Origin of the sequence: Candidatus Finniella inopinata (assembly GCF_004210305.1) — a bacterium.
Taxonomy (GTDB): Bacteria; Pseudomonadota; Alphaproteobacteria; order Paracaedibacterales; family CAIULA01; genus Finniella; species Finniella inopinata_A.
Genome location: NZ_SCFB01000002.1, coordinates 114157 through 140458, shown reverse-complemented (window position 1 = coordinate 140458; position 26302 = coordinate 114157). Strand labels below are relative to the sequence as shown.

28 protein-coding genes, 1 pseudogene and 1 riboswitch are annotated in these 26302 nt (G+C 43.9%); of the genes and pseudogenes, 8 read left to right on the top strand and 21 right to left on the bottom strand.

What is annotated here, in order from left to right; translation table 11 throughout:
• Positions 1 to 13 precede the first annotated feature (13 nt).
• The 4 genes from EQU50_RS01530 to EQU50_RS01515 all read right to left on the bottom strand — a co-directional run bounded on the left by EQU50_RS01530 (position 14) and on the right by EQU50_RS01515 (position 4096).
• Complete coding sequence (locus EQU50_RS01530; protein WP_130153403.1) at positions 14 to 1474, bottom strand: hypothetical protein; 1461 nt, start codon at positions 1472 to 1474, stop codon at positions 14 to 16.
• Positions 1471 to 2799, bottom strand: coding sequence for an ABC transporter substrate-binding protein (locus tag EQU50_RS01525; protein WP_130153402.1), 1329 nt, complete (start codon positions 2797 to 2799; stop codon positions 1471 to 1473). The genes EQU50_RS01530 and EQU50_RS01525 overlap by 4 nt, the downstream gene beginning before the upstream one ends.
• Positions 2757 to 3491 (bottom strand): ABC transporter permease, encoded by a 735-nt coding sequence (locus tag EQU50_RS01520; protein ID WP_130153401.1) that lies wholly within the window; start codon positions 3489 to 3491, stop codon positions 2757 to 2759. Before EQU50_RS01520 ends, EQU50_RS01525 begins: the two co-directional genes overlap by 43 nt.
• On the bottom strand, positions 3473 to 4096 hold the full coding sequence (locus EQU50_RS01515) for an ATP-binding cassette domain-containing protein (protein ID WP_165380288.1): 624 nt from the start codon (positions 4094 to 4096) through the stop codon (positions 3473 to 3475). Before EQU50_RS01515 ends, EQU50_RS01520 begins: the two co-directional genes overlap by 19 nt.
• A riboswitch (TPP riboswitch) is annotated at positions 4081 to 4196 on the bottom strand. It overlaps the preceding gene by 16 nt.
• Before the next feature lie 81 nt (positions 4197 to 4277).
• Between EQU50_RS01515 and EQU50_RS01510 the strand changes: the two genes are divergently transcribed.
• A complete protein-coding gene (locus EQU50_RS01510; protein ID WP_130153399.1) occupies positions 4278 to 4514 on the top strand; it encodes an exodeoxyribonuclease VII small subunit in 237 nt (78 codons plus the stop codon).
• Positions 4515 to 4582: 68 nt separating this feature from the next.
• Here EQU50_RS01510 and EQU50_RS01505 read toward each other — a convergent pair whose 3' ends face one another.
• Positions 4583 to 5137 (bottom strand): phosphoribosyltransferase family protein, encoded by a 555-nt coding sequence (locus tag EQU50_RS01505; RefSeq protein ID WP_165380287.1) that lies wholly within the window; start codon positions 5135 to 5137, stop codon positions 4583 to 4585.
• A gap of 176 nt (positions 5138 to 5313) precedes the next feature.
• Positions 5314 to 5958: a phosphoribosyltransferase family protein gene (locus EQU50_RS01500; RefSeq protein ID WP_130153397.1), complete on the bottom strand. Its 645-nt coding sequence runs from the start codon at positions 5956 to 5958 to the stop codon at positions 5314 to 5316.
• A 183-nt stretch (positions 5959 to 6141) separates the two neighbouring features.
• Here EQU50_RS01500 and ykgO point away from each other — a divergent pair, with 183 nt between their 5' ends.
• Positions 6142 to 6267 carry a type B 50S ribosomal protein L36 gene (gene ykgO, locus EQU50_RS01495; RefSeq protein WP_130153396.1) on the top strand — a complete coding sequence of 42 codons (126 nt, stop codon included), beginning with the start codon at positions 6142 to 6144 and terminating at the stop codon, positions 6265 to 6267.
• A 47-nt stretch (positions 6268 to 6314) separates the two neighbouring features.
• On the opposite strand, the gene EQU50_RS01490 is transcribed toward ykgO, so the two are convergent.
• Positions 6315 to 7088: an alpha/beta fold hydrolase gene (locus EQU50_RS01490; RefSeq protein ID WP_130153395.1), complete on the bottom strand. Its 774-nt coding sequence runs from the start codon at positions 7086 to 7088 to the stop codon at positions 6315 to 6317.
• 40 nt (positions 7089 to 7128) lie between these two features.
• Positions 7129 to 7737, bottom strand: a complete 609-nt coding sequence (locus tag EQU50_RS01485; RefSeq protein WP_130153394.1) for a YqgE/AlgH family protein — start codon at positions 7735 to 7737, stop codon at positions 7129 to 7131.
• A gap of 174 nt (positions 7738 to 7911) precedes the next feature.
• Here EQU50_RS01485 and EQU50_RS08615 point away from each other — a divergent pair.
• A pseudogene (locus tag EQU50_RS08615) lies at positions 7912 to 8789 on the top strand (RNA polymerase factor sigma-32).
• Positions 8790 to 9189: 400 nt separating this feature from the next.
• Here the strand turns inward: EQU50_RS08615 and rpoZ are convergent.
• Positions 9190 to 9600 (bottom strand): DNA-directed RNA polymerase subunit omega, encoded by a 411-nt coding sequence (rpoZ, locus tag EQU50_RS08595; protein WP_130153393.1) that lies wholly within the window; start codon positions 9598 to 9600, stop codon positions 9190 to 9192.
• A 113-nt stretch (positions 9601 to 9713) separates the two neighbouring features.
• Here rpoZ and cysS point away from each other — a divergent pair, with 113 nt between their 5' ends.
• Both cysS and EQU50_RS01465 read left to right on the top strand, forming a co-directional pair.
• Positions 9714 to 11084 (top strand): cysteine--tRNA ligase, encoded by a 1371-nt coding sequence (cysS, locus tag EQU50_RS01470; RefSeq protein ID WP_130153392.1) that lies wholly within the window; start codon positions 9714 to 9716, stop codon positions 11082 to 11084.
• Complete coding sequence (locus tag EQU50_RS01465; protein WP_165380286.1) at positions 11081 to 11818, top strand: RNA methyltransferase; 738 nt, start codon at positions 11081 to 11083, stop codon at positions 11816 to 11818. Before cysS ends, EQU50_RS01465 begins: the two co-directional genes overlap by 4 nt.
• A gap of 5 nt (positions 11819 to 11823) precedes the next feature.
• Here the strand turns inward: EQU50_RS01465 and EQU50_RS01460 are convergent, their stop codons facing one another.
• The 6 genes from EQU50_RS01460 to EQU50_RS01435 form a co-directional block, all read right to left on the bottom strand.
• Positions 11824 to 12270 carry a MarR family winged helix-turn-helix transcriptional regulator gene (locus EQU50_RS01460; RefSeq protein WP_130153390.1) on the bottom strand — a complete coding sequence of 149 codons (447 nt, stop codon included), beginning with the start codon at positions 12268 to 12270 and terminating at the stop codon, positions 11824 to 11826.
• 169 nt (positions 12271 to 12439) lie between these two features.
• Positions 12440 to 12898: a transcription antitermination factor NusB gene (gene nusB, locus EQU50_RS01455; protein ID WP_130153389.1), complete on the bottom strand. Its 459-nt coding sequence runs from the start codon at positions 12896 to 12898 to the stop codon at positions 12440 to 12442.
• 381 nt (positions 12899 to 13279) lie between these two features.
• Positions 13280 to 13729: a tRNA (cytidine(34)-2'-O)-methyltransferase gene (locus EQU50_RS01450; protein WP_130153388.1), complete on the bottom strand. Its 450-nt coding sequence runs from the start codon at positions 13727 to 13729 to the stop codon at positions 13280 to 13282.
• A gap of 2 nt (positions 13730 to 13731) precedes the next feature.
• Positions 13732 to 15234, bottom strand: a complete 1503-nt coding sequence (metG, locus tag EQU50_RS01445) for a methionine--tRNA ligase (protein WP_130153387.1) — start codon at positions 15232 to 15234, stop codon at positions 13732 to 13734.
• A 411-nt stretch (positions 15235 to 15645) separates the two neighbouring features.
• The gene (locus EQU50_RS01440; RefSeq protein ID WP_130153386.1) at positions 15646 to 16248 is read right to left on the bottom strand and encodes a GNAT family N-acetyltransferase; all 603 of its coding nucleotides are present in this window, start codon (positions 16246 to 16248) and stop codon (positions 15646 to 15648) included.
• A gap of 14 nt (positions 16249 to 16262) precedes the next feature.
• Positions 16263 to 17183, bottom strand: coding sequence for a hypothetical protein (locus EQU50_RS01435; RefSeq protein ID WP_130153385.1), 921 nt, complete (start codon positions 17181 to 17183; stop codon positions 16263 to 16265).
• A gap of 181 nt (positions 17184 to 17364) precedes the next feature.
• Here EQU50_RS01435 and EQU50_RS01430 point away from each other — a divergent pair, with 181 nt between their 5' ends.
• Positions 17365 to 17772, top strand: a complete 408-nt coding sequence (locus tag EQU50_RS01430) for an RNA recognition motif domain-containing protein (RefSeq protein ID WP_130153384.1) — start codon at positions 17365 to 17367, stop codon at positions 17770 to 17772.
• Positions 17773 to 17848: 76 nt separating this feature from the next.
• Here EQU50_RS01430 and EQU50_RS01425 read toward each other — a convergent pair whose 3' ends face one another.
• A complete protein-coding gene (locus EQU50_RS01425; RefSeq protein WP_130153383.1) occupies positions 17849 to 18685 on the bottom strand; it encodes a hypothetical protein in 837 nt (278 codons plus the stop codon).
• 151 nt (positions 18686 to 18836) lie between these two features.
• Between EQU50_RS01425 and EQU50_RS01420 the strand changes: the two genes are divergently transcribed.
• Both EQU50_RS01420 and EQU50_RS01415 read left to right on the top strand, forming a co-directional pair.
• Positions 18837 to 19424 (top strand): hypothetical protein, encoded by a 588-nt coding sequence (locus tag EQU50_RS01420; RefSeq protein ID WP_165380285.1) that lies wholly within the window; start codon positions 18837 to 18839, stop codon positions 19422 to 19424.
• Positions 19425 to 19435: 11 nt separating this feature from the next.
• The gene (locus EQU50_RS01415) at positions 19436 to 20026 is read left to right on the top strand and encodes a D-sedoheptulose-7-phosphate isomerase (protein WP_130153381.1); all 591 of its coding nucleotides are present in this window, start codon (positions 19436 to 19438) and stop codon (positions 20024 to 20026) included.
• 57 nt (positions 20027 to 20083) lie between these two features.
• Here the strand turns inward: EQU50_RS01415 and mutL are convergent, their stop codons facing one another.
• From mutL to truB, 5 genes are all read right to left on the bottom strand, one after another.
• Positions 20084 to 21871 carry a DNA mismatch repair endonuclease MutL gene (mutL, locus tag EQU50_RS01410; RefSeq protein ID WP_130153380.1) on the bottom strand — a complete coding sequence of 596 codons (1788 nt, stop codon included), beginning with the start codon at positions 21869 to 21871 and terminating at the stop codon, positions 20084 to 20086.
• Positions 21868 to 22806 carry a lysylphosphatidylglycerol synthase transmembrane domain-containing protein gene (locus EQU50_RS01405; protein ID WP_130153379.1) on the bottom strand — a complete coding sequence of 313 codons (939 nt, stop codon included), beginning with the start codon at positions 22804 to 22806 and terminating at the stop codon, positions 21868 to 21870. The genes mutL and EQU50_RS01405 overlap by 4 nt, the downstream gene beginning before the upstream one ends.
• 48 nt (positions 22807 to 22854) lie before the next feature.
• On the bottom strand, positions 22855 to 24969 hold the full coding sequence (gene pnp / locus EQU50_RS01400; protein WP_130153378.1) for a polyribonucleotide nucleotidyltransferase: 2115 nt from the start codon (positions 24967 to 24969) through the stop codon (positions 22855 to 22857).
• Positions 24970 to 25059: 90 nt separating this feature from the next.
• A complete protein-coding gene (gene rpsO, locus EQU50_RS01395) occupies positions 25060 to 25329 on the bottom strand; it encodes a 30S ribosomal protein S15 (protein WP_130153377.1) in 270 nt (89 codons plus the stop codon).
• A gap of 18 nt (positions 25330 to 25347) precedes the next feature.
• Positions 25348 to 26241: a tRNA pseudouridine(55) synthase TruB gene (truB, locus tag EQU50_RS01390; RefSeq protein ID WP_130153376.1), complete on the bottom strand. Its 894-nt coding sequence runs from the start codon at positions 26239 to 26241 to the stop codon at positions 25348 to 25350.
• Between the last annotated feature and the right edge of the window lie 61 nt (positions 26242 to 26302).

Genomic DNA, 26302 nt, shown 5'->3' with positions numbered 1-26302 from the left:
CCTCCCCATTTGACTAATGTTTGGCTTCTGCGGTTTGTAAAGTCTTTAACCAAGGTTGAATCATATGGTCTGGCAAAATCCCATTAGGCACAAGGCCTTGGTCCAGGCAAAATGTTCGTACAATACCAATGTTTGCTGGACTGAATTTGTTCGATCCCTCCCCGTGAGCGTTCTCGATGGCAAATTTCTTTCTAGTTATCCCATTTATATAACTTTTTTTTCCGTTACCTCCTTGTTCTACGCTGTATCCATTTTGCCTTAAGGCTTTTTCCCAATCACTCCAGTCAATGGTGTTGTACAAAGGGCTGAATGTTTTGCTGATTAGATCTTTTAAGTCTTCTTGCCTTTTTATTTGTTTTTGTTGCTGAGCTTTTTCTTCTTCCATTCTTGTAAACGCTTTTTTGGAAGTTTGAGCAGCGGAAGAGCTACTGGAAGATGCTGCTCCGGCTGCTTCCCCTTGCGCATCCTCTTCTTCATCTTCTTCTGAACTTAAAGGAGCAGGTTCTGAGGAGGAACTGCTAGATGAAGAACTATTAGAGGAGGAACTGCTGGCAGGGACTTGGCCGGCTGGTGCTGCCGCCGAGGATACTGTTTGGGACTGGCTTTCTTTCAGCTTTCTGGCTTGTTTTTGCTTTCTTTTTTTGTTTCTATTCTTTTGTGCTTTTTCCTCTTCTTCAAAAGTTTTAAGATTAAGAATGGCTTCAAGGATTCCCTTTATCTCATTCTCTAAAATTTCAACAATCGCATTGGGAGTTAAGATAGGATTAGCCTCTTCCCTAAAGGTAATGAAGGGTAATGTTTCTACCGGTTTATCCATTACATCGGGTTTGAATTTTTTAAGTTCGTTTTGTGCGTGGTATTTAATTTTTTTAATTACTTCAATTATTTGAGCAACATTTATATCTCTTTGCGGCTTTGTACACAAAAGCGGAAAAGCCGGTGCAAAACTCTCTTTTACTATAAGTGTGTCAAGTGCTTTTAATACCTCTCTGTAAATAAAAATTCCTTCAATACTTGAATATATAGAAAATTGTATTTCCGCAAGTTTTTCGAGGCGGTGTCGGGGAATCTGGAAAAAGGCAGCTTCTTTTTCTAACATGAACTCCCCCGAATGTCCTTGTTCTTTAGATGTTTGCAGCCTGCAATCCATTAATTCTGTTACAAAAGGGGCCGATTCAAAAGTTGTGCTTTTCTTGAATTCCTTTAATCTTATCATTTGGTGTGTGACATACTTGTGAAAAGACGTAAGCTTGGTTTGGATGGTTTGAACTTTTTGAGAGAGATTGTAAAAGTATCTAGGTTTTTTCTCAGAAGGAGAGGCATCAACATCCGCCGAGCTTGCCATACAGTATTGGATGGAAAGGACACAAAGCAACGCAAGAAATGATTTTTTTGTAATTTTAAACATATTGAACCATTTAAGATGTGTTATCACTAATATTTTGTAAGTAATCTCTTCGGTTTTAAAATTCAAGTTGTAAATTGTACAAGTTCACCCTTTTTAATCAACCCATTCTCTCTTAAAAATACTTTCAACGTTTGATGGCGTTCTTCACTAACGGGCAAGGGGTCAACATTAAACATCTTCCCGATCAACGGCCACAGCGCTTGGTTGGCAGCGGTGTCCAGCTCTGGCCTGTGAGTTTTGAAAATCATCCACGCTTCATCGGGATTTTGGTGAATAAATTGACAAGCTTTTTTTAAGGCGCGTTGCAAAGCCTGTTTAGTTTTTGAAGAGATTCTTGGGTTTGCTACCATCACTTGGGCGGCAAACACGGGTATGCCTAAGTCTTCATAGGGGTATATGTGGAATTTTCCGTTATGACCTTTTAAGTCAACGGCGATATATGTTCGATAAGCATTAACGATGGCATCTACCTGATGATTGACCAGGGCCGCCACCAACCCATGTTTTGTATGGACGTCGATAATATCATTTTCCGTTAAACCCTGGTTTTTTAAGATTTTTCTTAGAACAGCGGCTGAGAATCCAACACCGCTGCTGGCGTGACCGATGCGTTTTCCCTTTAACTGATGTAACGGTACGCGGCTGACAAAAACTTCCAGGGGTTGGCTGATTAGGGTCAAAACTGGTTCCAGATCAAGGCCCTTGTCTTTTTGGATAATCCATTGGGATTCGGTGGTAAGGGCTAAATCTGCGGCACTTGCGGCCACTTGGATGCACCCTTCCAAAGACCCTTGCGCTGGGATCAAGTCGACCTGCAGGCCTTCTTCTTTGAAAAAACCTTGGGTAAGGGCAATGACCAAAGGGGCATGATGGGGGTTCAAGACCCAATCCAATGTTAGCCGTAAAGGGGGTTGTTGATCGCAAGAACTTAAAAAAATACTGACTAATAAAATCTGAAAATTTTTTCTGGTTAATAATTTGTAAACCATTCCCATCGTATTCTGAATATGGTGGTTAGTTACACCCGGGTCTGCTGGGTGCGCGAGGGGATATATAAAATCCTTCTCTTCCTTTTTGAAAGTAAGAGAATTGCCTGGGGTAGAGTCTTGGGACCGGTTTTGAGACTTTAGCCGAATTCTCACAGGTTTGGAAGCCTGCGAGAAGACATGCTTCAAGATCGAAAGATAGGGAGGCACAGGGAGAGTCGTGTTGTGCGTGGAGGCGGGGAGGGCGCTTTGGCTTGGGTCGTAGGAGGGCCCCCAAAGGCGCATTGTGTCTAAAGATTGGCCTGTGCTCCACGAGAAAAACTGGTTTAAAAACTTGCAGACTGCTCCGCAGGCTGCACCATTTAAGAAGAGGCTGGCCAAAAGATGAAACGACTTTGCAACCACCGTATGCCTCCATTTAGGAAAAGGGTTAATAAAACTGTGCAGAATAAACAGGCAAACAAAAGGTCCGTTTGAAGCCGTCCATGACACAGCATCATCAAATACCCAAGACCATGGCTGGCACCGTTCCAGTCAGCGGCCAGCACGGTTAAGGGGGCGTGAATCGCGGCCAGGCGTAACCCCGACAATAATCCAGGCAAGGCAGCGGGCCAGCGAATACGGTATTGCAAAGGAAACGGCAGGGCTTTCATTGTGTGGGCCAACTCTAGCCACTCAACGGGGGTGCGTTTCAATCCGTCAAGGAAACAAAGGGTAATGGGAAAGAAGGCAGACAAACAAACGACGATCATTTTGGGCAGCAAACCAAATCCAAACCAAATCATCAATAACGGCATCAAAATAAACGCTGGCGTTGCCTGCAGAATGACCAACACAGGGTGAAGATGGGCTTGCAAACGTGGGTTTCGGTCCAGGATGAAGGCCATTCCCATCCCAAGAATGCTGGAAATCAACAGGCCTGCTAAAATCTGGGCTAGTGTTAATCCTCCATGCCAACAAATCAAGGATCGCTGATTGAACAGGGCACTTGCGACTTGCCAAGGAGTGGGAAGGATATAAGCCGGGATGTTTGCTAAATTGACGATGGCGTGCCAAAGGCTCAGTAGGATGAAGGCCGTTATGAATCGCTTAAGCATACCGCAGGCTCCCCGCTTAAGGTTAAGACGTGATCGGCCATTTTTACAACTTCATCCGGATCATGACTGACAATCAAGACGGTCTTCCCCTCCAGCTGTCTTTTTGCCAAAGTGTGCAATTGGTCACGGGTTTGATGGTCAACTGCGCTGAACGGTTCGTCCATTAGGATAAGGTCCGCGTCTTCCATTAATGTGCGTGCCAGCGCTACACGTTGGCGCATGCCGACCGATAAGTGGTGGGGGTAATTTTGGGCCTCGTCAGCCAAGCCAACATCCCTTAATAAACTTTTTGCCTTAGAAATATTCGGGGTTTCGCGCCGCAGGGTGGCTCCTAATACAACATTTTCGATAACTGTTTTCCAGGGCAACAACAAGTCGCGCTGGGGCATATAACTTAAGGAAATGCCAGGGGGGGAAGCGTTTAGGCCAGGAACTAGTCCTAACAACGTTTTTAATAATGTGGTTTTGCCGTGGCCACTTTTCCCAACCAAGGCCGTCCATTTGTTTACGGGAATTGAAAAATTTTGCTGGGCTAAGACGGTTTTTTTTTGATAGCTCACGCAGTCAATTGAAAACGCATAGCGTATTTGATGATGCTCTTTCACAATCCCTCCGTCGGTGTTAACCGAATCAGGTTCTAAGGGTTGGGCTGATTCCCTCTCAGCCCTTTGGTTTCTAACCATAAGGGCACCCCCTGTGTTCACAGCTAACCAATAGCACGAGAAGAATTGTTATTCAATTCAGAAGCTTCTATGATGACTTGATAAAATTAAGGAGCAATAAACAATGACAACGTCAAATCTTGAAGCCTTAAGCTTCGAACAAGCCATGGTTGAGTTGGAATCATTGGTGAAAAAATTAGAGGAAGGCCGGTTGCCCCTGGAAGAGGCTATTCAGGCTTATGAACGCGGTACGCAGTTAAAAAAGCAGTGCGAGCAGAAATTACAGGACGCTAAAATGCGGGTTGAACAAATCAGTTTAACATCCGATGGAAATCCCAAAATTGAAGCCTTTCCTTCTTAATTCCTGAAAGTTTACAAAGGCTTTTCGTGCCGCTGGAAACTTTCAAGAATCGATTTTAGGGTGAAATTCTACGACAGGGGAATAACTGGCAATACAGTTTGACTGACAGCTGTTACATCGTCACGCTTGTTACCTTCATAAAAACAAACCAAAGGATTCAAGGCAAGTACACCCCCTGCTTTTTCAACTAAGGCTTTGGCTGCATTTATTGTGCCACCGGTGGAGACAACGTCATCCAGAATTAAAATCTTTTTACCTTTAATTTTCTGAATATTACTTTCACTGATCCACAAAGTTTGGTTTCCAGCTGTAGTAATGGATTTTACCGGAATGCTTATCGCCTCTGGCCCCATATCTGGCCTTTGTTTTTTTGTAAGCACGATATAAGGGATGCCTGTTATTTTGGAAACGGCGTAGGCAAGAGCTATGGTATTAGCCTCAGGGGTTATGATTATATCAATTTTAGCTTTGTTAGCATTTATGTACGTTGCAATTTCAGTCGCTAATGCTTCTATTAGTTCGTTATTATCTTTTAAATTCAAGTATGCAATTTTGATCTTAGCGGCAGGAATTGGAACTAAGGGTACTCTGAAAGAATTGGTGCCAACTTCAATATTATGCATATCCTCAGCTGAAGCAGCCTGGATGGGGGAAGCAAAAAAGCCTATAAACGAAAGCGCGCTAAAAGCGATTTTGAAACTGTTCAATATCATATAAATTATCCTAAATTGTGGTGTAAAAGTCCCCGACCTTATGTACGACTTAGTAAGCCTGTCAAGGCTTAAGTTTTTTGTGTATATTATGAAACGGGAATAACTGGCAGTACGGTGTCACTGACTGCCGTTACATCAGAACGCTTCTCGCCTTCGCAAAAACAAACCAAAGGATTCAAGATAAGTTTACCACCTGCCATTCCAACTAATTCCTTCATCGCGGCTAGTGTGTTGCCGGTGGAGACAACGTCATCCAGGATTAAAACCTTTTTACCTTTGATTGCCTCTATATTATCTTCGCTGATCCACAAGGTTTGGTTTCCAGCTGTGGTGATTGACTTTACCGGAACGCTTATCGCCTTTGGTCCCATATCGGGCCTTTGTTTTTTTGTAAGCACGATGTATGGTATTTTCGTTTTTTCATAAACGGCGTAGGCAATTGCTATGGTGTTAGACTCTGGGGTGATAATAACGTCGATTTTACCTCGGTTTGCATTTATGTACGCTGCAATTTCAGCCGCCAGAGCTTGTATTAGTTCTATGTTATCTTTTAAATTGACATATAGAATTTTGATTTTGGTTTGAGGCACGGGAGCGAAAGGTATATTGAATGTTTTGTGGCCGACGTTAATTTTTTGATTGTTCTTATTCGTAGTAGCCTGGATGGAGGGGGCAAAAAAGCCTGTAAGAAGAAAAATGCCAAGCATAATTTCATAAAGCTTTAATGTCATATAAGCTATCCTTAAATTGTAAAACAAAAGTACCAAATATTATTGAAGGATAACCAATCCTGTCAAGAGAAATGGCGTTGTGAGTTACTAAGACCTGTAGTAAGAGGCAAGGAACCTAAGGATAAGCTTGACAAAGGGGGGCTATTTGTCTAGTATCTGAATTAATTAAGAGGAAAATTTACAATGAAAATCGCAAACTCACTTAAAACCTTAAAAAGTCGCCACAAAGCTTGTAAAGTTGTGCGTCGTAAGGGTCGTTTATACGTTATTAATAAGGAAAACCCCCGGTATAAAGCACGCCAGGGCTAGCCTTTTTATTAAAATGTTTTAAAGAGCCGGTTTTAAGCCGGCTTTTTTTATGCCTGTTTTAGATAGCTCTGTATGGCGACAGCAAGCTGCAGGGGTTGTTCTTGCATAGGGTAGTGCCCACAACCCTGCAAAGTGATAAGTTCTGCATTCGGATACCATTTGATGAACGTTTGTTGCATAACAGGTTCACGGTATCCCTCGGCGTCATTGGCACCCACAATAACCAAGAAAGGTGTTAATCCACCGTTGGCTTGTTCCGAAAAATCAATTTGACTGAACATCTTAAGGTAAGCAGATCGGGCTTCTGGATTTGATGTCTCGTACCATTGGGTGACTTTTTTATCTACAAATTCAGAGCCTTGTTGATATCCTGTCATGAACTGAATAATCTGCCTGGCAGAAATTTCATTGCGTAAAGCTGCATCTTCTAGAAAACTTATCACGGCATCTGGGGCAGGGGTTCCACAGGCTGGAACGGGCGTTATGGCCACGATACGCTTCAATCTAGAAGAGGCTTGTATGGTTAAGTATTGGGCAATCAATGCGCTCATAGAGTGGCTAATTATATCAAAAGAGGACCACTTTAAAAAGTCGACTAAAGCTAGGATGTCTGAAACCCCTTCTTCTAAGGTGCATTCGCCAGATATATTTCTAGAGCGGCCGTATCCCCTGAGATCTACGAACGCAAAGGTAAAAGTATCACGGTCTAGGAATTCAAGCATGGGATCATAGTTAGTGGTTGTATCTCCAAACCAATCGTGTAAAACAACTACTTTTTGAAGTCCTTTTCCATATAACTTATGGCCTATAATATTATTCATTCATAAGAACCCTTAAAAAAATATTATCTGTATTCTACAGTCAAGCATGGCCGATTTCTATAGATAAAGTCGCCGGATCAACCCCAATTGCAGCCATCGAATGATGCCATTTTTCTTCAAGCGACGTCTTAAAAATTAAATCGTCAGTAGCATCAATAATAATCCAGTCATTATCTTGGATTTCTGTCTCCAATTGACCTGCCGTCCAGCCTGTATATCCCAAGCAAACCAAAGAATTTTCTGGCCCCTGCTTTTTCGCCAGGGCTCTTAAAATCTCCAAGGTGGAAGTTATGCAAATGTGTTTGTCTAAAACAACCGTTGAATCAATTTTATAATCTGGTGAATGGAGGACAAACCCCCTGGTTATTTCAACGGGGCCACCGTAATAAACTTTGGGATGATTTAGTGACTCTGAAACTTCAATATTTAAGTGTAGTTGAGCAATAAGATCTTTAAATAAAAAATTTCGGATATTCTTATTAATAATTAATCCGATGGCTCCTTCAGTGTCGTGGCCGCATATATAAATTACGGTTTTTTTGAATAGAGTTTCCTGCATAAAAGGCATAGCGATAAGCAATTTTCCAGTTAAATAACCCTCATTGGTAATGGATGTGTTATTTCTATGTTGGTTCATAATATTTTTCATAATATTTCCCATTGTATACATTCAGATAATACACAATGCCACAGATATGGTTACAATACTTTTAATAATGAATAAAATTAAGTAATAATTTCATGTTTAAATTCAAGAAGAACCATTGCTAAAAGGGGTGATTTTTGCTAGTATTTAAAATAAATTTAATTTAAATTATATTTTATGAGACATATTTCTTCCAGCGATCAAGAAAGAAAGTCCTACTTTCAAAAAATAAAGAAACTTCCCTTGTTGACGCAAGATCAAGAATATCAGCTGGCTAAACAGTGGCGTGATCAACAAGATCCAAAGGCCGTGGAAAAAATTATCTCTTCCCATTTAAGATTGGTCGCCAAAGTGGCCAGTGGTTATAAAGGGTACGGCCTTCCCATTAGTGATCTGATATCAGAAGGGAATGTTGGTATTATGCAAGCGATGAAAAATTACGATCCGGAACTTGGCTATCGATTCTCAACCTATGCCATGTGGTGGATACGCGCGAGCATGCAAGATTATATTTTGCAAAGTTGGTCTTTGGTGAAATTAGGGACGACGCGTGCACAAAAAAACTGTTTTTCAGCCTAAGGAAAACCCAACAAAAATTAAAAAGTCAAAATGAAGTCGAGGCTTATTTAACGCCAGAGCAGGTCAAAGCTATTGCTACCGAATTAAATGTCAAAGAAGAAGAAGTATGGCAAATGCATCAACGCTTGCATTCTAAGGATCATTCTCTTAATCAAACAATGCCAGGGGATGGTGAGAATGAATGGATTGAATGGATTGCTGATGATCGAGATAATCAAGAAATTCAACTGGCTCAAAAAGATGAATATGAAAAACGTAAAAAGTTATTTGGCCAAGCCTTACAGTGTTTAACAAAACGCGAACACCAAACCTTGGTGGAACGACGTCTTACCGAGCCGCCGTATACGTTGGAATTTATCGCTGAAAAGATAAAAATTTCTCGTGAGCGTGTTAGGCAAATTGAAAACGAAGCTTTTTTAAAAGTTCAAAAACAAGTAAAACGGTTGGTTTTCAATCCTAATTGGCAGCATGTATAAAAAAATATTTTTTTAACCTTTTATTAAGGTCTTTGTTCTATTTTCTTGTGTGTTGTAATCAATATTATGAGGAAAAATATATGTTGTTCTGTTTGTTGTTTTTATATTTGGTGACATTTCTGCCCCTAAACGATGCTTTCGCAACTCAGGCTTTGGATATAGATTCCACCCAACCCAGCATGGGAAGCAATGCGTCCGGACCGGCGCAACCCTTGCTGCTTACGATCGATGCGTCTTTGGCTCCGCCTCTTCTTTTAAGACAAAGTGGTTTCTATAATTGGGAAAGTTCCAGGTACGCAACTGTGTCACCAAGAATCAAGTTTGCAATCTATGACCTGCCCAAATTATCGATCGAGCCGGACAATCGGTCGATGTCCCAAATGGTTGGAGATCTGGGGTGTTATGCCTCGTCGTCCTCTGGGCTGTTATCGTCACCTTCGTCGTCGTCTTCTGATTCATCAACTTCTTCTAGTGCATCTTCAACCAAAAAATCTGTTGTATCGTTGCCAAGCGAGAAGGGATGTTCCTCTTCTTTGATCACTTCTTGAATTTCCTCGTCCAGTTCGCTCTCGTCCTCTTCGATGAAAAGGTTTCTTTGCATACCCTTGATGATACTTTCACGAATGGCATCTAGGGATAAAGTTTCTTGAGAAATTTCTCGAAGAGCAACGACGGGGTTTTTATCATTATCACGGGATACTTTCAGGCTGGCACCCGCTGAAATTTCCCGTGCCCTTTTTGCGGCAAGCAAAACCAACTCAAAACGGTTGGGGACTTTTTCAATGCAGTCTTCAACGGTAACACGTGCCATAGCAGAACTTCGCCTTTCAAAAATGATACATCAACAGCTTATCCCGAACGTTATAGAAAAATCAATCTAAACTTGCCATAATGAACGGATCCGTCACCAAAGAGAAAATATCCATGTCTCTTATTTTGTATAACAGCCTTACTCGTCAGAAAGAACCGTTTCAGCCCATCGATACTAACCATGTTGGCATGTATGTTTGTGGCCCAACGGTTTATGATCGTGCCCATTTAGGAAATGCGCGTCCTGTGGTTGTGTTTGATGTTTTGTTCAGACTTTTAAAACAACTTTATCCAAAAGTTACATATGCTCGTAACATAACCGACGTAGATGACAAAATAAATGCGGCGTGTTTGGCACGCGATATTCCGATTCACCAATTAACAGCTGAAACAACCGCTGCTTATCACCAAGATATGGATGCTCTGGGGGCGTTATCACCTGACCATGAACCCCGTGCCACAGCCCACATTCCCCAAATGACCCAGATGATTTTAACCTTGATTGACAAAGGGTATGCTTATGAGGCCGAGGGGCACGTTCTGTTTTTGGTTGAAAAATACTCAGACTATGGCGACCTTTCCAGGCGCAACCAAGACGAGCTGCTTGCGGGAGCTCGCGTCGAGGTTGCCCCCTATAAGCGAAACCCTCAAGATTTTGTTTTGTGGAAACCCTCAACTGCGGAACAACCAGGATGGGAAAGCCCGTGGGGCAGGGGCCGCCCTGGCTGGCACATTGAATGTTCAGCGATGAGTGCCGAATATTTGGGGCAAACATTTGATATCCACGGGGGTGGCATTGATTTAATTTTCCCCCATCATGAAAATGAAAGGGCTCAAAGCTGTTGCGCCCATGGCACTGAAAAAATGGCGCGCTACTGGATGCATAATGGACATTTGACCGTTTCAGGCAGCAAAATGTCAAAATCCTTGGGTAATTTTTTCACCGTTCACGACCTTTTGAAAAATCATAGGGGCGAGACGATACGGCTGGCTTTGTTGACGACCCATTACCGACAACCCCTTGATTGGCGCCCCGACCTTTTAACCCAGGCAAAGCAGACCCTTGATCGGTGGTATGGGCTTTTGAATTCGGTTGATTTGATTCTTAACGAGGCCGAGCAAGGGGATGAGAATGTCTTCAAAGCATTGCAGGACGACCTAAATACACCCCAGGCGATTGTTGAATTACACGCGCTGGCGCATGAGGCCTATAAAACGGAGTCTTCCGTCGAAAAGATCAAGCTTGCTCAACGGTTTAAAAAATCGGCGGATTTACTGGGGTTGTTACAACAAAACCCACAACAGTGGCTTCAGCAGGAACCAACCTGCCTGACTACGCAAGAAATTGAGTCTTTGATCCATCAACGTCATCAGGCGCGTCAGAATCGTGATTTCGCTGGGGCCGATGAAATTCGCAAATCGTTGTTAGAAAAAGGGATTCAGCTGGAAGATAAAGACGGCCAAACATTTTGGCGGTCGGTGTGAAACCCATCATCATTCTTGTTGAGACGCAACTGCCGGAAAATTTGGGGTCTGTGGCCCGAGTAATGGCGAATTTTGGGTTGTCCAAGCTTAGGCTTGTGAAGCCACAGGCTCAACCCCTAGATCCCAAAGCCATAGCCTTGTCTGTGGGGGCCTTTGACATATTAGACGATGTGATCATTACAGAAAACTTCGAAGAAGCTGTGGCCGATTTGAATTATGTTTTCGCCACCACGGCATATCAACGTGATATGATTAAAGCCTATGAAACGCCAAAAACCTTTGTCGACCTCATTAAAAAGCCTGAATTCCAGGAAGAACGTTTCGGGATTGTCTTTGGACCTGAAAGAACAGGCCTTACAAACGATTATATGGCACGTTGTCACAAGGCCATCACAATTCCTGTTAATCCGGATTTTTCATCCCTTAATCTGGCTCAGGCAGTCTCTGTCATTGCCTACGAATGGTTTCAAAGCCAATCATCACAAGCTTTAAAAGCCTGTATCCAATTGGGCAAGACAACCCTGGCAACACAAGGCCAAATGAATGGTTTTTTAAACTTGTTGGAGAAAAACCTAGACCAAACAAATTTTTGGCGTGTTTCCACAAAAAAGCCTATTATGTGGCGAAATTTGCAAAACCTGTTTACGCGCCTGGACCTTACCCAACAAGATTTAAAAACTTTGTGCGGTGTTGTCGATGCACTTTCTAAAAGCCTGGATAAAAAACCTGACTAAATAATCTAGCGAGTTAAAAAGCTAGACCAAAAACCTTCCAGTTTCCGCAATGTATTCACAAATGCTGTCATATCGCCCGTGCTTGCAACCTTTTCTTGAAGGGTCTGAGCATGCCCACCAAGGACCTTGTCCAGCTTACTGAAAAGTGTCATCCCTTTGGCAGACAGCTTAACATGGCTTGAACGGCGATCGTGAGGGGATGGGATTTGGACGACATAATCGTTTTGAACCATCTTACGCAAATTATACGAGACGTTCGACCCCAAGTAATATCCACGGTTTGTTAATTCACCAACAGTTAATTGATTTTCGCCAATATTGTACAGCACTAATGCCTGCACGTTATTGATATCTGGCGTTGCTAAACGATCCAGTTCAATCTTAATAACTTCTAGGAAAAGCCGGTGTAATCTTTCAATCATAACGACGGCTTCAAAATAAGCTTCTTTCATATTCCAACCTTAAATTTTTGGTTACTTAATTCTAAGTTACAGATAATTTGTTAAAAATAGTTTAATAAAACGCATATTCTTTGAAATTAAATCTTTTTTTTGAAAGAATTGTTCTTAAAAAGAGACGTAAAATTTTTGAAACATAATTTCTAATAACAACGATACGCCACTATCGAGATTTTTTGGAAATGGCGTCCAAAATGCCATTTACAAAAGAAGTTTCTGCCTCATCAAAAAAATCTTTTGTTATCTCGATGTACTCATTAATAATGACAGGTCCTGGTACAAGAGGTTGATATCTCAACTCGTAAACCGCCTGTCTTAAAATACAAAGAACCACGAGAGGTAAGCGCTCTAGTCTCCAGCCCTGGGAAAGATTAGCTGTTATTTCCTCGTCAACAGCCTCTCTGTTTTTATGGGTCCCTAACACAATCTCTTTAAAGAATTCTAAATCTGGGACGAGTCCTTTAAAGTTTTCGATTGCTGCCTTCTCTTGAATGGCGCTGACAACCTGTTCAACAATACTGTTCATATCATCGGATGTTAACTCATGCTGGTATAAAGCCTGAACACCCTTTAGCCTTGAGGAATGACGTGCGGAAATTCTCGGCTTAGAGTCTTTTAACATACAAATTCCTTGTTTTTCGATTCGTAAGTTCTCAAAACCCTTAGGTCCTGAAAAACTTGGTTAACGTTCACAGTTGTTCAAAGATCGGTTAATAAAAAAACCTTATATCCTTCTAAATATACTTTGCTAAAAGGTGTGATTCTTTTTATTAGACTTTATTATTATTCTTATGAAAAAAACAAACCCCAATTTTGCAATAGGGCCTCTTAGTTTTTGAACGGAAGGCCTAAATGCCCACCTTATCAAATGATTTTGATCATAATAACATGACATGCGTTTTTATCTTTACCGTGTGTATTTTTTTGCAATACAAGATACATACATATTATTATCCAAAAAATCAAACAGAAAAAACGGGAAAGCGATCTGAAATTGGGTATATTAATGTCCCTTTGTTTGCCTTAATGCTTCCCCTAACACCATCGACGCTGCCACAGCGACATTTAAAGACCGTTTATGGGGCTGCATCGCGATTTTGATTTGGTGACGGGTGTTTTGGAAAACATCAGGTGGCACACCATTGCTCTCACGCCCGACCAGCAAAATGTCATCGGAGTGAAATGTAAAGTCCAAATAATTGGTCTCAGCTTTGGTATCCAACAAAATAAGACGATGTGAAGTGTAAAAGGAGAAGAAGGCGCTCCAATTTTGATGACGCTTAATGTTTTCTATCTCACCATAATCCATACCAGCCCGTTTCAGGCGCGCATCATCAAAAATAAAGCCGCAGGGTTCAATGATATCAAGCTTGATGCCAACACATGCTGCAAGACGGATCAGGGTTCCAGCATTTTGCGGGATTTCTGGTTGATAAAGGGCCAGATGCAGCATCGCTAGGGCACATATCTTGGGAACACACCCTTGGGTTCTGGTAACGGGGTTCCTGGTTTAAGGGGATTGCCCACCAACTTTCGTTGATCAAGGGGGATCGCCAACTGATCCAAAATCGCTGCACTGGCCACAGGTAGTAACGGTTGTGTTAAAAGGGCAATCTGGCGAATGGTGTCGGCCAAAGCATATAAAATGGTGTGCATGCGGGGAACGTCTGTTGTCTTAAGTCCCCACGGCTTTTGCTCGTCCATATATCGGTTCGCGTGGGCAATGATTTGCCAAGCATGGTCGGCATACTTATGGAACGCTAAGGCCTCCATATCAGTTTCAAGTTGCGTGGTAATCATGCAGGCGTTTAATAAATCTTGATCAGATTCTTGCAAATCCTGAGGCTTGGGAACGACCCCATCACAGCTTTTATGAATAAACGACAACACGCGTTGAACCAAATTGCCATAGGCATTGGCTAAGTCACTGTTATATCGATTGATCAATTGTTGGCGGGAAAAATCACCATCTTGGCCAAAGGATACTTCCCTCAACAAAAAATACCGCACAGCATCGGCACCAAAGGTTTGGACCAGTTCAATGGGGTCAATAGTATTGCCAAGGGATTTGGAAATCTTTTCCCCCTCGTTCGTCCACCAACCGTGAGCAAAAATCTGCTTCGGCAAAGGCAAGTTAGCCGCCATTAAGAATGCTGGCCAGTAGACGGCGTGGAATCGCAGGATATCTTTGCCTACCACATGAATGGCATGGGGCCAATACTTCCCAAAATTACCGCCTTGGTCAGGGTATTCCAGGGCCGTGATATAATTCGTCAATGCATCTAACCACACATAGACGACGTGCTTTGGGTCATTGGGCACGGTCACCCCCCACTTGAAGCTGGTGCGGGAAATGGACAGATCATGCAAACCACCCTCCACAAAGCGCATCACTTCATTGCGGCGACTTTGGGGTGCAATAAAACCGGGGTTCTGATGATACAATTCTAACAACCGGTCTTGAAAAGCTGACAGGCGGAAAAAATAGCTGGACTCGGTCACCCATTCCACATCAGCGCCCGTGGGAGCTTTGCCATTTACCAATTCACCTTCACCATAAAACGCCTCGTCCCGAACAGCATACCAACCCGAATATTCGCCCAAATAGATGGCACCCTGCTTGACCAATTCATCCCACAAATGCTGAACTGCCTGTTTGTGGCGGATTTCTGTGGTGCGTATGAAATCGTCAGGTGTCGCATTGATGGCAGGGATTAAATCTCGAAAGGACTGAGACACTTGATCGACAAAATCCTGAGGTGCCAACCCCTTTTGTTCCGCAGCCTTTTCAACCTTTTGCCCATGCTCGTCTGTGCCCGTCAAGAAATAGACGTCATCGCCTGCCAGACGTTTGTAACGAGCCAATGTGTCACACGCTAGGGTTGTGTAAGCGTGGCCAATGTGCGGGATGTCATTGACGTAATAGATGGGAGTGGTGATGTAGAAAGGTTGGGCCATAGAGTTTTTTTCCTAGTTTAAAACACACAGTGTGCGAATTTCTTTTTCGCTCATAACTTGTTAACCATTCCCATCGTATTCTGATTGTGGTGGTTAGTTACACTCGGGTCTGCTGGGTGCGCGAGGGGATATATAAAATCCTTCTTTTTCTTTTTGAAAGTAAGAGAATTGCCTGGGGTAGAGTCTTGGAACCGGTTTTGAGACTTTAGCCGAATTCTCACAGGTTTGGAAGCCTGCGAGAAGACATGCTTCAAGATCGAAAGATAGGGAGGCACAGGGAGAGTCGTGTTGTGCATGGAGGCGGGGAGGGCTCTTTGGCTTGGGTCGTAGGAGGGTCCCCAAGGGCGCATTGTGTCTAAAGATTGGCCTAAGTTCCAGGAGAAAAATTGGTTTAAAAACTTGCACACAGTATTAAGATCCAAGCTTATAAGAGTAGGAATTTTCCAAGCCAGAAGAATCAAATCGCACGAAACTGCATATCGTCAAAAGTTCCTCGGTACGGGGGTGCGCCATGATTCCCTTAGCTGTCATTTCCAGATCAAATCCCAGACGATTCGCAACGGCCGCGCTTTTCGTGTTTTCTAGTTCACAACGAATGACTAACCGCTTGAATCCCATTTCTTTAAAGGCGTATAGGGTCAGAGCACCAACAGCTTCGGTAACATATCCTTGGCCTTGAAGGCTTTCTCGGCACCAGTACGCTACAGTGGCCGAAGGAACGTCCCAGTTAACGTTGCGCAATCCACATCCTCCAACGTACACGTCCCCCTTAAATATGCAAAAATTGAAATCTCTTCTCAAAATAAAATTCGCATAAAACTGCCGGGCTGATTTTTCAGAATCTTGCCAACATTTTACATCATCAACCCACGGCAACCACTTTCTGATTTGGGGTCTTGATTCTTCAACGGCTGCCCATACGGCAGGGCCGTCGCCTGGCATCATGGGGCGGATCATCAGCCGAGATGTATAAAACGGCACCGGCAGATCTAAAAGGATAGGGCTTTCAATCATATATCATTCCCAAATCAACAGTTCGGATTCTCAATCAATAAAAAGCAATTTACCAGAAACTGGGTTTTATCCAAGTGGCTTGTTTTAGCCTGTTCCAGGAAAGCGTTTAATTTTTGGGCGACGGTCAGCCAGTCGGGGGATTTCGTTTCAATGGTTTTTTGATAAATTAAATTCGGTAAAAGCCACAATAAGCATTCAAAACGATTGGGCAGTTTGCCTGTGTCTTGACAGAATTTTTGCAACTGAATCCATTGGCCTTGTCGCGCGGCTTGGATTATCGTGGTGACTGTTCTTAAAAACTCCACGCCGCCTGCGTTTACCAGCTGTTGGTAATACCCAAGGCTGCCCTGGCAAACGGCGAACAAATCATTATCAATCGACAAATCTTTCACGTCATCTGTGGTTAGTGGTGAAAAATCGAGACGCTGGCAGCGTGATCGCAACGTGGGCAAAACCTGCCCCCACGCGTGACAAACCAATAAAATAACCGTTTTCGGCGGCGGTTCTTCCACGATTTTCAACAAACAATTGGAAGCTGATCGATTCAATTCATTGGCCGCATCCACAATAACGACACGCCAACCGGGAATTATGGCCGAATGGGCCAGAAAGTTTAGAACTCTTTTGGCTTCAGACAGCGGAATTTCCCCAGCTTCTTCGCCGTCGGTAATAGGTTTTTGGATGATTAAAAGGTTAGGGTACGAGCCTGCCTGAATTTGACGTTGGACCAGATCAGGGCTTAAACCATCAGGGTTAACAGTATTCTTCGCCAATACATGGCGTGCAAAGGCTAAAGCAAAGGTGGCCTTACCTATACCTTGTTGCCCATTCAGCAGCCAACAGGGGCTTAAAGTCTGTTGTTGGTACAGATTTAGTAAACTTTGAAAGGCTTTTTCGTGACCGATCAGTTCGCTTTTTGAAGAAGAATGGTTCATGTGTGTATATTATCTTAATGTTATCTAAAAATATCTTTATAGTTTTTTGTTATTTTTATTTTTTTTTACTATTTTTTAAGGGATTCCGGCCTTATAATTAGAGGTGTCAGTCGTCCGTTGTAATTGAAAGTTTATAGGAATCTTCAGTTGTCCGCGGCAAGAAAATATCTAAGGAGTTCACATGAATAAAAAATTATACGTCAGCAATCTATCGTTTTCAATGAATGATAGTGATCTTGAAAAGGTCTTTGCTGAAGTAGGGTCCGTAGTCTCAGCTAAAATTATTACGGATCGTCGTTCTGGCCGCAGCAAGGGTTTCGGATTTGTTGAAATGACAACGGATGAAGAAGCAAAGTTAGCTATTAAAGACTTGAATGGTAAAGAAAGCCAAGGCCGCATGATCAGCGTTGCCGAAGCGAAACCACAAGAACCCCGTGAATACAGTAACAACCGGGACTTCGGTGGCGGCGGTGGCGGTGGCCGTGATTTCGGCCCTCGTCGTGATGGCGGTGGCGGTAACGGCGGCGGATATCGTGGCGGCGGTGGTGGTGGCGGTTACGATCGCCCACGTGGCGGCTACTCTCGCTAGTTTCTGGATCAACAGAAAAAATGAAAAGGGACTTTTTAGTCCCTCTTTTTTTATAATTTGGGCCCTCGTTGTACAGCTAAACGGGTAGTCCTGACACCATTCTAAATTCCACCTCTCTTGCTAGGCGGCTGACAATGGCAAGGTCAGGTATAGCTTCTTCGTTAATAGCTGCTCTGTGACGTTGATCAATGGCGTAAGTTTGCTTACGAAGCTCATCACGATGCGTTTCCTTTTCTCTTATGACGGCATAAACCTTTTCTCTTGCCCTATTACACGCTTCCTCTCTTTTTAAATATTCTTCTCGATACTTAAGTCCAATCGCTCTTTCGGCTGCTTCTATGCGTTGGGGTAAATCGTTTTCTACTGATTTATAAAGTTTTTTAATCTCTTCTCTTGGGATTGCAGCTTTCCAAGCAACGTCCAAGCTTTCCATGCCACCACACCATTTGCCCCACTTTGGATCTGCTTTTAGTTTATAATAATCATTATAAATTTTTCGTTCTTCTGCCTCAAGTGCTTGAACTCTGGCCATAATGGGCTCTCTGCTTTTATCTAACGCCTCTTGTAAAGGAGAGATGGTTTTTTGTATTTCATCTTGTTTCTGCTGTTCAAGTTCGGCTGACTCTGCACGTAATTTTTGGTCTAACCCATCACATTGTTTCTCTAAAGCTCTGATTTCTTCATCAACAGCCCCCATCTGAGCCTTGATAGGAGCGGCTTCTGTTTCAAAAGCAGGCCTCAGATTCGTTTTAACAGCATTGATTTCATCTTGTATCGGTTGCAGGGTTTGTTGAACTCGTGTTTGTATGATTTTAAAACCATCGACCTCTTTTTGGATATCTTCCTGTGACATGCGGGCCACGCAGGATGTCGATAAAAGGCACAGACCCACTAAAAGTTGACTTATTTTCATATGTTTTTTCCTATTTAAAAAATTAAAATTAATGGCCTACAAAATTTTATGGGTAGGAAGGTTAACAAAACGTTAAAATTTATGAAAATGACTGGCTTAATTTTTGGCATTTTTTTATCATTAACTATCTTCTTTAATGGTGATGAATTTTATGCATACAGATATCTCCGCCTGGGTTCCTATGCTCATTGCCAAGTTTTGCCATGATCTGGCCTCGCCGTTGGGCTCTTTAGGTTTGGGGCTAGAAATGTTGGGGGAGGGTGCGCCAGATAGCGACACCACCCAGGCATTGCAAAAAAGCTGTGAAACGGCTCAACTGCAGTTAAAGTTCTTTCGACTGTTATTTACCTATAAGGCTAGCCTTAGTGAAGTTCAGACGGTTCTAGAACGAATGGCACAGCTAAAGTCTATCCGTCTAGAATGGCAGGGGGTATGTCTTGACGATGATCGTCTGGCGCCTTTGGTTTTGGGGTTGTTTGTAGTGGCCAGCGAAACACTTATTCGTGGTGGTACCATCAAAATTATTCTAGGCACCAAAATTTCCCTGGAATGTCACGGTTCCACAGTTCAGTGGCGCCCTGACTGTTTAGACGCCATTTGCAGCCGATCTGTCGCCTTAAGATCACCGAACATCCGCATTATTGTGGTTTCATATCTGCATCATTTAAGCGATACCTTTAACAAAACGATTGCGTATGAGCTCATTGATAGGCATAGATTCAGCATCAGTATTTGTTAGGATTTTAAATTATGAGTTTTGCCGATTACACCCGTCAATCCCTGCAAGTTTATCAGGATGTTTTGAATTCAAACACTTTGCATCAACGGTTGGATAAAGCCATTGACGTTACGGTTCATGCTTTAAAGACGGGGCGCCCTTTGTTGGTTTGTGGTAATGGCGGATCGGCATCTGATGCGCAACATATAGCAGGCGAACTGGTGGGCCGATATCTGAAAGAACGACAGGCTTTGAACGTTATATGTTTGTCAGATAACCCTGTTATTCTAACGGCCTTGGGGAATGATTATGGGTACGAGACCGTTTTTTCCCGCCAGGTGGAGGCCTATGGGCAAGAAGGTGGTGTTCTGATGGGCTTGTCGACCAGTGGCAATTCGCCCAATGTTATCCGGGCGTTTGAACAGGCAAAAAAACAATCAATGACGACGATTGCCTTGACAGGAAAAGGGGGAGGGCGGCTGGAACCCTTGACAGATGTTCTGCTTGATATGCCAAGCACAATCACCCCCCATATTCAACAAGCCCACATCTTATTTTATCATTATTACTGTGAACAGGTGGAGCGGGCTTTTTCTGGAGGTTCTGCTAATTTTGGTTCATGACGTTGAAAAATTTAGTGTTTGAGCCGAATTGGTTGTTTGAATGTATTCCAATTCCCCCTACCGCCGTCCAAACAATTTCTCAATATCGGTTTTTTTCAATTCCACATAAGTGGGGCGGCCGTGGTTGCATTGTCCTGAAAGGGGCGTGGATTCCATTTGTCTCAGCATCGCATTCATTTCTTGTAAGGATAATTTGCGGCCGGCGCGAATACTGCCTCTACACGCAACACTCGATAAAATTTCGTACAATTTTTCAGTAACGGCAACCCCTTGGTCCAATTCCTTAAGGTCACTCAGCAGGTCATGAATGAAATCGCTGGCTTTTAGGCCGCTTAATAACGCTGGAATTTGGCGCACAACCAGGGCATTCCCACTGTAGACTTCAATGTCAAATCCTAGGCCTTGTAACTCTGGAAGGTGGGGTTCCAAAAGGGCCAAGTCCGTTTGCGCGACCGTCAACACCTCTGGCAACAACACAGCCTGGCTGGCCACATTTTTTTCATGCAGGTTTTGTTTTAGTTGTTCATACACCAGGCGTTCATGGGCGGCATGCTGGTCAACAATCACAAGGCTGTCAGCCTTTTCAGCCAAAATGAAGGTGCTGTGGATTTGGCCAACAGCTTGTCCCAAAGGCCAATCGTTGTGCGTCTCGGGAACTTCATAAAGGTTTTGGGCAACGGAGGCAGCCGCCGTTGGTGAGCTTGGGATAAATCCCTGAAATGCAGGGGGTCTTGGGGGCGCAAAGGATGGATTGAATCGGGAGGAGGCTGCCGCATAAGAAGGAATGTTGGAAGGTGGCGCTGAGGGCCGCAAAACAGCTATCGCCTGATCGCCTAAGTGGGAAGAGGTCGTTTGGCCATGGCTTACCAGCGTTTGGCGTATGGCATTGATCACAAGCCCCCGCACGATCTGCGCATCCCGAAAGCGAACCTCCGTTTTGGCAGGGTGAACGTTCACATCCACCTCGTCAGGATCAACGGTTAGATACGCCACCACAACGGGGTAACGGTTTCCTGCCAGTAAATCTTGGTAGGCGACTCGAATGGCCGCATGAAACAATTTGTCGCGCACGGGTCGGTTATTCACAAACAAGAATTGTTCTGTTGACTGACTGCGGTTATAGGTTGGCAAACTGACCCAGCCTTTAATTCCCACATTGTCGCGTTGTCCCTGGATCGGGCGGGCATTATTGACAAAATCAGCCCCCAAAATTTGCGTCATTCGGTATTCTAAGCTTGGGCTTGACGGATAATCAATCAAAACCCGGTCGGTTTCTTTTAAATGGAATCTGATATGGGGGTGGGCCAAAGCCAGCCGGTTGATACAATCGACACAATGGGATAATTCGGTGTTGATGCTTTTTAGGAATTTCAATCGGGCCGGCGTGGCATAAAATAAGTCCCGAACACTGATACGTGTCCCTATCGGGTAGGCGACTATCTTGGGCTCATTTTTTACGCCCCCCTCTAAGAATAATTCCCAGGCCGTGTCTTGGTGGGCTGGTCGACTGGTGATGGTCAGGCGGCTGACGGCACCGATGGAGGGTAAAGCCTCGCCCCGAAAGCCAAAGCTTTTGATGTTAAATAAATCCCCCTCGGGCAGTTTAGAGGTCGCGTGCCGTTCAACGGCCAACCATAAATCATCCCGTTCCATGCCGCAGCCATTATCCGTGATTTGAATCAGGGTCCTGCCGCCCTCGCGCAACAGAATATCAATATGGGTCGCACCCGCATCCACCGCATTTTCGACCAATTCCTTTACGGCGGCAGCGGGGCGTTCGATGACTTCACCAGCAGCGATTTGGTTGATCAAGGTAGAGTCAAGTAACCGAATAGGTGATGTCATGCTGATTTTCCTTCTGATGGAGAATGAGGGAAAGCCAACCAAACGATTAAGCCAGGCAAGGCCGCCAACAGCTGAATTAAACCATAAACAACAGACAAAGAAAATGCCTGCTCTTTACCGATGCCAAATAGACCAAGGGCCACGACCATTGTCCCTTCTCGCAAGCCCCAACCCGCAAAGGAAATGGGCACCACGGCTATTAAAAAAATAAAGGGAAGGGCGATCACAATTTGCCCAAAGGTTAGGGAAAGATTCATGTCCAAAGAAATCAGGTACAAAGGAAAAGTGCACCCAAGAGTGGTGATCCAGGAACAAGCCAAGATCTTTCCGGTATGGTCACGGTTCTTTAACGTCAGGTAAAATTGCTTTGAAAAAGTTTCCAGGAACGTCAAAACGGAAACTTTTGGTAATGGCAGACGATGAAAAAATGCCAAGGTCGTAAAACCCGCACCCGCTAAAAGTAAACAAACGATCATTGTTTGACCCAAGCTTGTTTGGTTCAGGGTGTCAAATTGTCCAGGAAGGGCCAAAATGCCTAAAAGAACAAACCCCATCAGGCCGTAAAGACGGTCAATAAGGGTGCTGTTAATCGCCCATTCTGTGGTCAGACCATATTGTTTAGCCATAAACCCACGGTATACATCGCCGCCCACCGAACTGGGTAGGCATTGATTTAAGAAAGCCCCAATGACGGTTTGGCGCCACAGGTCTAACAAAGGTAAGGTTTTAGTCTGACAACTAATAATCTCTTGCCATCGCTTGGCGCCCGCAGAAATACCAACCCACAGACACCCTATGCCGGCCAAAACTGTGGGATAAGACAATTGTTTTAACGTTTGTTTTACCAATTGAAAGTCTAGTTTTTTACCTAGAAAGTAGACAATTAGGCCTGTAAAAAACACTTTCACAAAAAACAAACGGGAAGCCATATTCATAGAATTACTTTTCTTCTAAATTTCCCTATGAATAGGCTACTGGAAGTATTATGCACCTTCACTTGGGTTTTGAGGGCCCGATACTGCTTTCATGCTCAGTTTCAGCTTGCCACGATCATCAAAGCCAACAAACTTAACCTGAACCGTATCACCGACTTGTACAATATCAGTGACTTTGTTAACCCGGTTGGGTGCCAATTCACTGATGTGCACAAGACCATCCTTGCTGCCCATAAAGTTTACGAAAGCACCAAATTCCATGATCTTGACAACTTTACCGGTATAAATCGCGCCGACCTCTGGTTCACCCACAATATTCGTGATCATGGCTATGGCGTGCTCAAGGCTTTCCGAATCTGGACCGGCAATTGAAATTTGACCATCTTCGTCAATGTCAATTTTGGCGCCACTTTTTTCACAAATCTCGCGGATGACTTTGCCACCAGCACCGATGATATCGCGAATTTTATCGCGATTAATCTTCATGGTTGTCATGCGTGGTGCATAGGTGCTGACCTGAACGCGTGATCCTTCCAAAGCTTTTGCCATCTGCTCCAAAATATGCAGGCGTCCCTTATGGGCCTGTTCCAGGGCGATTTTCATGATCTCATGTGTAATGCTGGTGATTTTGATATCCATCTGCAAGGCCGTGATACCAACCTCTGTACCCGCAACCTTGAAATCCATGTCGCCCAAGTGATCTTCGTCACCCAAAATGTCCGACAAGACTGCAAACTTATCACCTTCTTTGATCAATCCCATGGCAATACCAGCAACCGGTCTTATCAAGGGAACGCCGGCATCCATCAATGCCAACGATGTTCCGCACACGGTTGCCATCGATGATGATCCGTTTGATTCAGTCACCTCTGATACAGCGCGCATGGTATAAGGGAATCCCTCACGGGTGGGTAAAAGTGGACGCAAAGCCCGCCATGCCAGGCGACCATGACCAATTTCACGGCGACCGGGGGAAGACATGCGACCAACCTCACCAACAGAATAAGAGGGGAAGTTGTAATGCAACAAGAAGCGTTCTTTGAATTCGCCTTCCAAGGCGTCGATTGTTTGTTCATCTTGGCCAGTACCAAGGGTGGCAACAACAAGGGCCTGTGTTTCACCGCGGGTAAACAAGGCGCTGCCATGGGTGCGAGGGATAATTCCAACCTCACACTCAATCGGCCTAATATTGGTTAAACCGCGACCATCAACCCGTTTGTCTTTGTCCAAAACGTTGTTGCGTACGATATCTGATTTTAATTCTTCAAACAGTTGATCAAAAATAAGATCATTAAAAATCTCGCCTTCTAAGGCTTCTTTTGTTTTTAACTGCGTACTATGAATGGCCTCATACCGTTCTTGTTTTTGTGACAGCTCGTACGCTTGCTTCAAATCATTTTCAGCAACTTTGGTAATGTGCTTTTTCAAAACTTCGATATTGTCAGGCAATAAAGGCATCGCCCAACTTGCTTTACCAGCTTGGGTCTTCAAAGCTTCGATCATTGCGATCACCGGTTGAAATGATTGATGACCGAACTCAACAGCTTGGAGCATGAGGTCTTCTGACAATTCCTTTGCCTCGGATTCAACCATCAAAACGCCTTCACGCGTTCCAGCAACCACTAAATCAAGGGAAGAGGTCTGCATCTGTTCAGGAATTGGATTCAAGACAAGTTGACCATCAACATATCCCACACGGGCTGCACCCACAGGGCCAGCAAAAGGAATGCCTGATAAACTTAAGGCAGCTGAGGTGCCTACTAAGGCTGCAATGTCGGCGTCATTCTCGTAATCGTAACTAAGGACCGTACAAACAACCTGGACCTCGTTATAAAAGCCGTCGGGAAATAAAGGGCGAATAGGGCGGTCAATAAGGCGCGATGTTAAGACTTCTTTCTCAGATGGGCGTCCTTCGCGTTTAAAAAAACCACCAGGAATGCGTCCTACAGCAAATGATTTTTCTTGATAATGAACTGATAAGGGGAAAAAGCTTGCTGCTGGATTTGCGTGTTTATTGCCAACCACTGTACATAAAACCGTGGTTTCGCCATAAGTAACCATGATAGCCGCGTCAGCTTGACGGGCAATTTTTCCTGTTTCAAGGCTAAGTGTGCGCCCGCCCCAATTAATTTCTTGGCGGTGAATTTTAAAAAAATGAGACATATCTTTAAGTAACTTTCTTAATTTCAAGACCGGGACCGTCTTTTGTAGGTTTTCCCTTTATAAATAACAAGAACAGGCGCAAATTTTAAATTAACGTCTAATATTTAAACGTTGAATGACAGTTTGGTAACGACTAACGCTTTTCCCTTTTAAGTAATCTAACAAGCGCCTTCTGGCACCAACCATGATCAACAATCCGCGACGAGAATGGAAATCTTTGGCGTGGGTTGACATGTGACCTGACAGATTGCGAATGCGTTCGCTTAAAATGGCAATTTGAACTTCTGGTGATCCTGTGTCACCCTCGTGGGTTGCAAACTCTTTAATAAGGTCAGTTTTACGTTCTGCTGTAATCGACATCGTATATTTCCTTTACTGTTAAGGTGTTAAATTGAAAACGCGTCGGGGATGCAATCTTCCTTCTTTGAGGACGGCTATGGCTAGCAATTTGTCCTTGTAGAAAAGAGCAACAGGTTGTTCGTTCCTGGTGCCTATCTTGAGGTCGCTTTGAATGTCCATGCCCTGACGAATTCGTTGAGCATCGTCTTCCGATACAAGGACAGCCGGGATGTCGTCCAGAACTGCCTCAATCGGTTTTATTAACGAATGTTCTTCCGATTTATGGCCCATTTCTAGAATTTTTTCCAGCGAAATTGTGTCATGAATCCCAAATAGGCCATCTTGAAGACGACGCAAACTGTGAATATGACCATAGGTGCCAAGGTGAAGGGCGATGTCTCTGGCCAGCGATCGGACATATGTTCCACCACCGCATTTAACCTGAAAACGTGTTGTCTGTTCATCAACCATTTCTACAACACGCAGGTCATGAATAGAAACCTGTCGCGTTTTCATGAGCGGAGTTTCGCCTTTGCGGGCGGCCTTATAAGCAGGTTGTCCTTGAATTTTAATGGCTGAGTAAATAGGGGGGACTTGGTCGATTTGTCCTAAAAAGTGGGGCAGGGCATTATTAATAGCTGAAAGGGTAGGGTAAACTTGACACTGTTGAATGATTTGTCCTTCGGCATCGTCGGTATCTGTAGAAGCACCCCAGCGCACCTCGAATTCATAGACCTTGAGGGTGGTTGGTAGGTAGGGGATCAGTTTTGTAGCCTCCCCTAATGCAATAACCAAGACGCCTGTAGCTAAAGGATCAAGGGTTCCGACATGCCCCAGTTTTTTAATTTTGAGGCTGCGAGGAATCTTCCCACCAACTTGGGTTGAGCTTAGCCCCAAAGGTTTGTCGATGATGAGCCATCCACTAATCGTCATGTTCCCCTCTTTTCTGTAATGATGTAGAAGGGCTAGAAAGATCAGTCGACTGAGGTATACA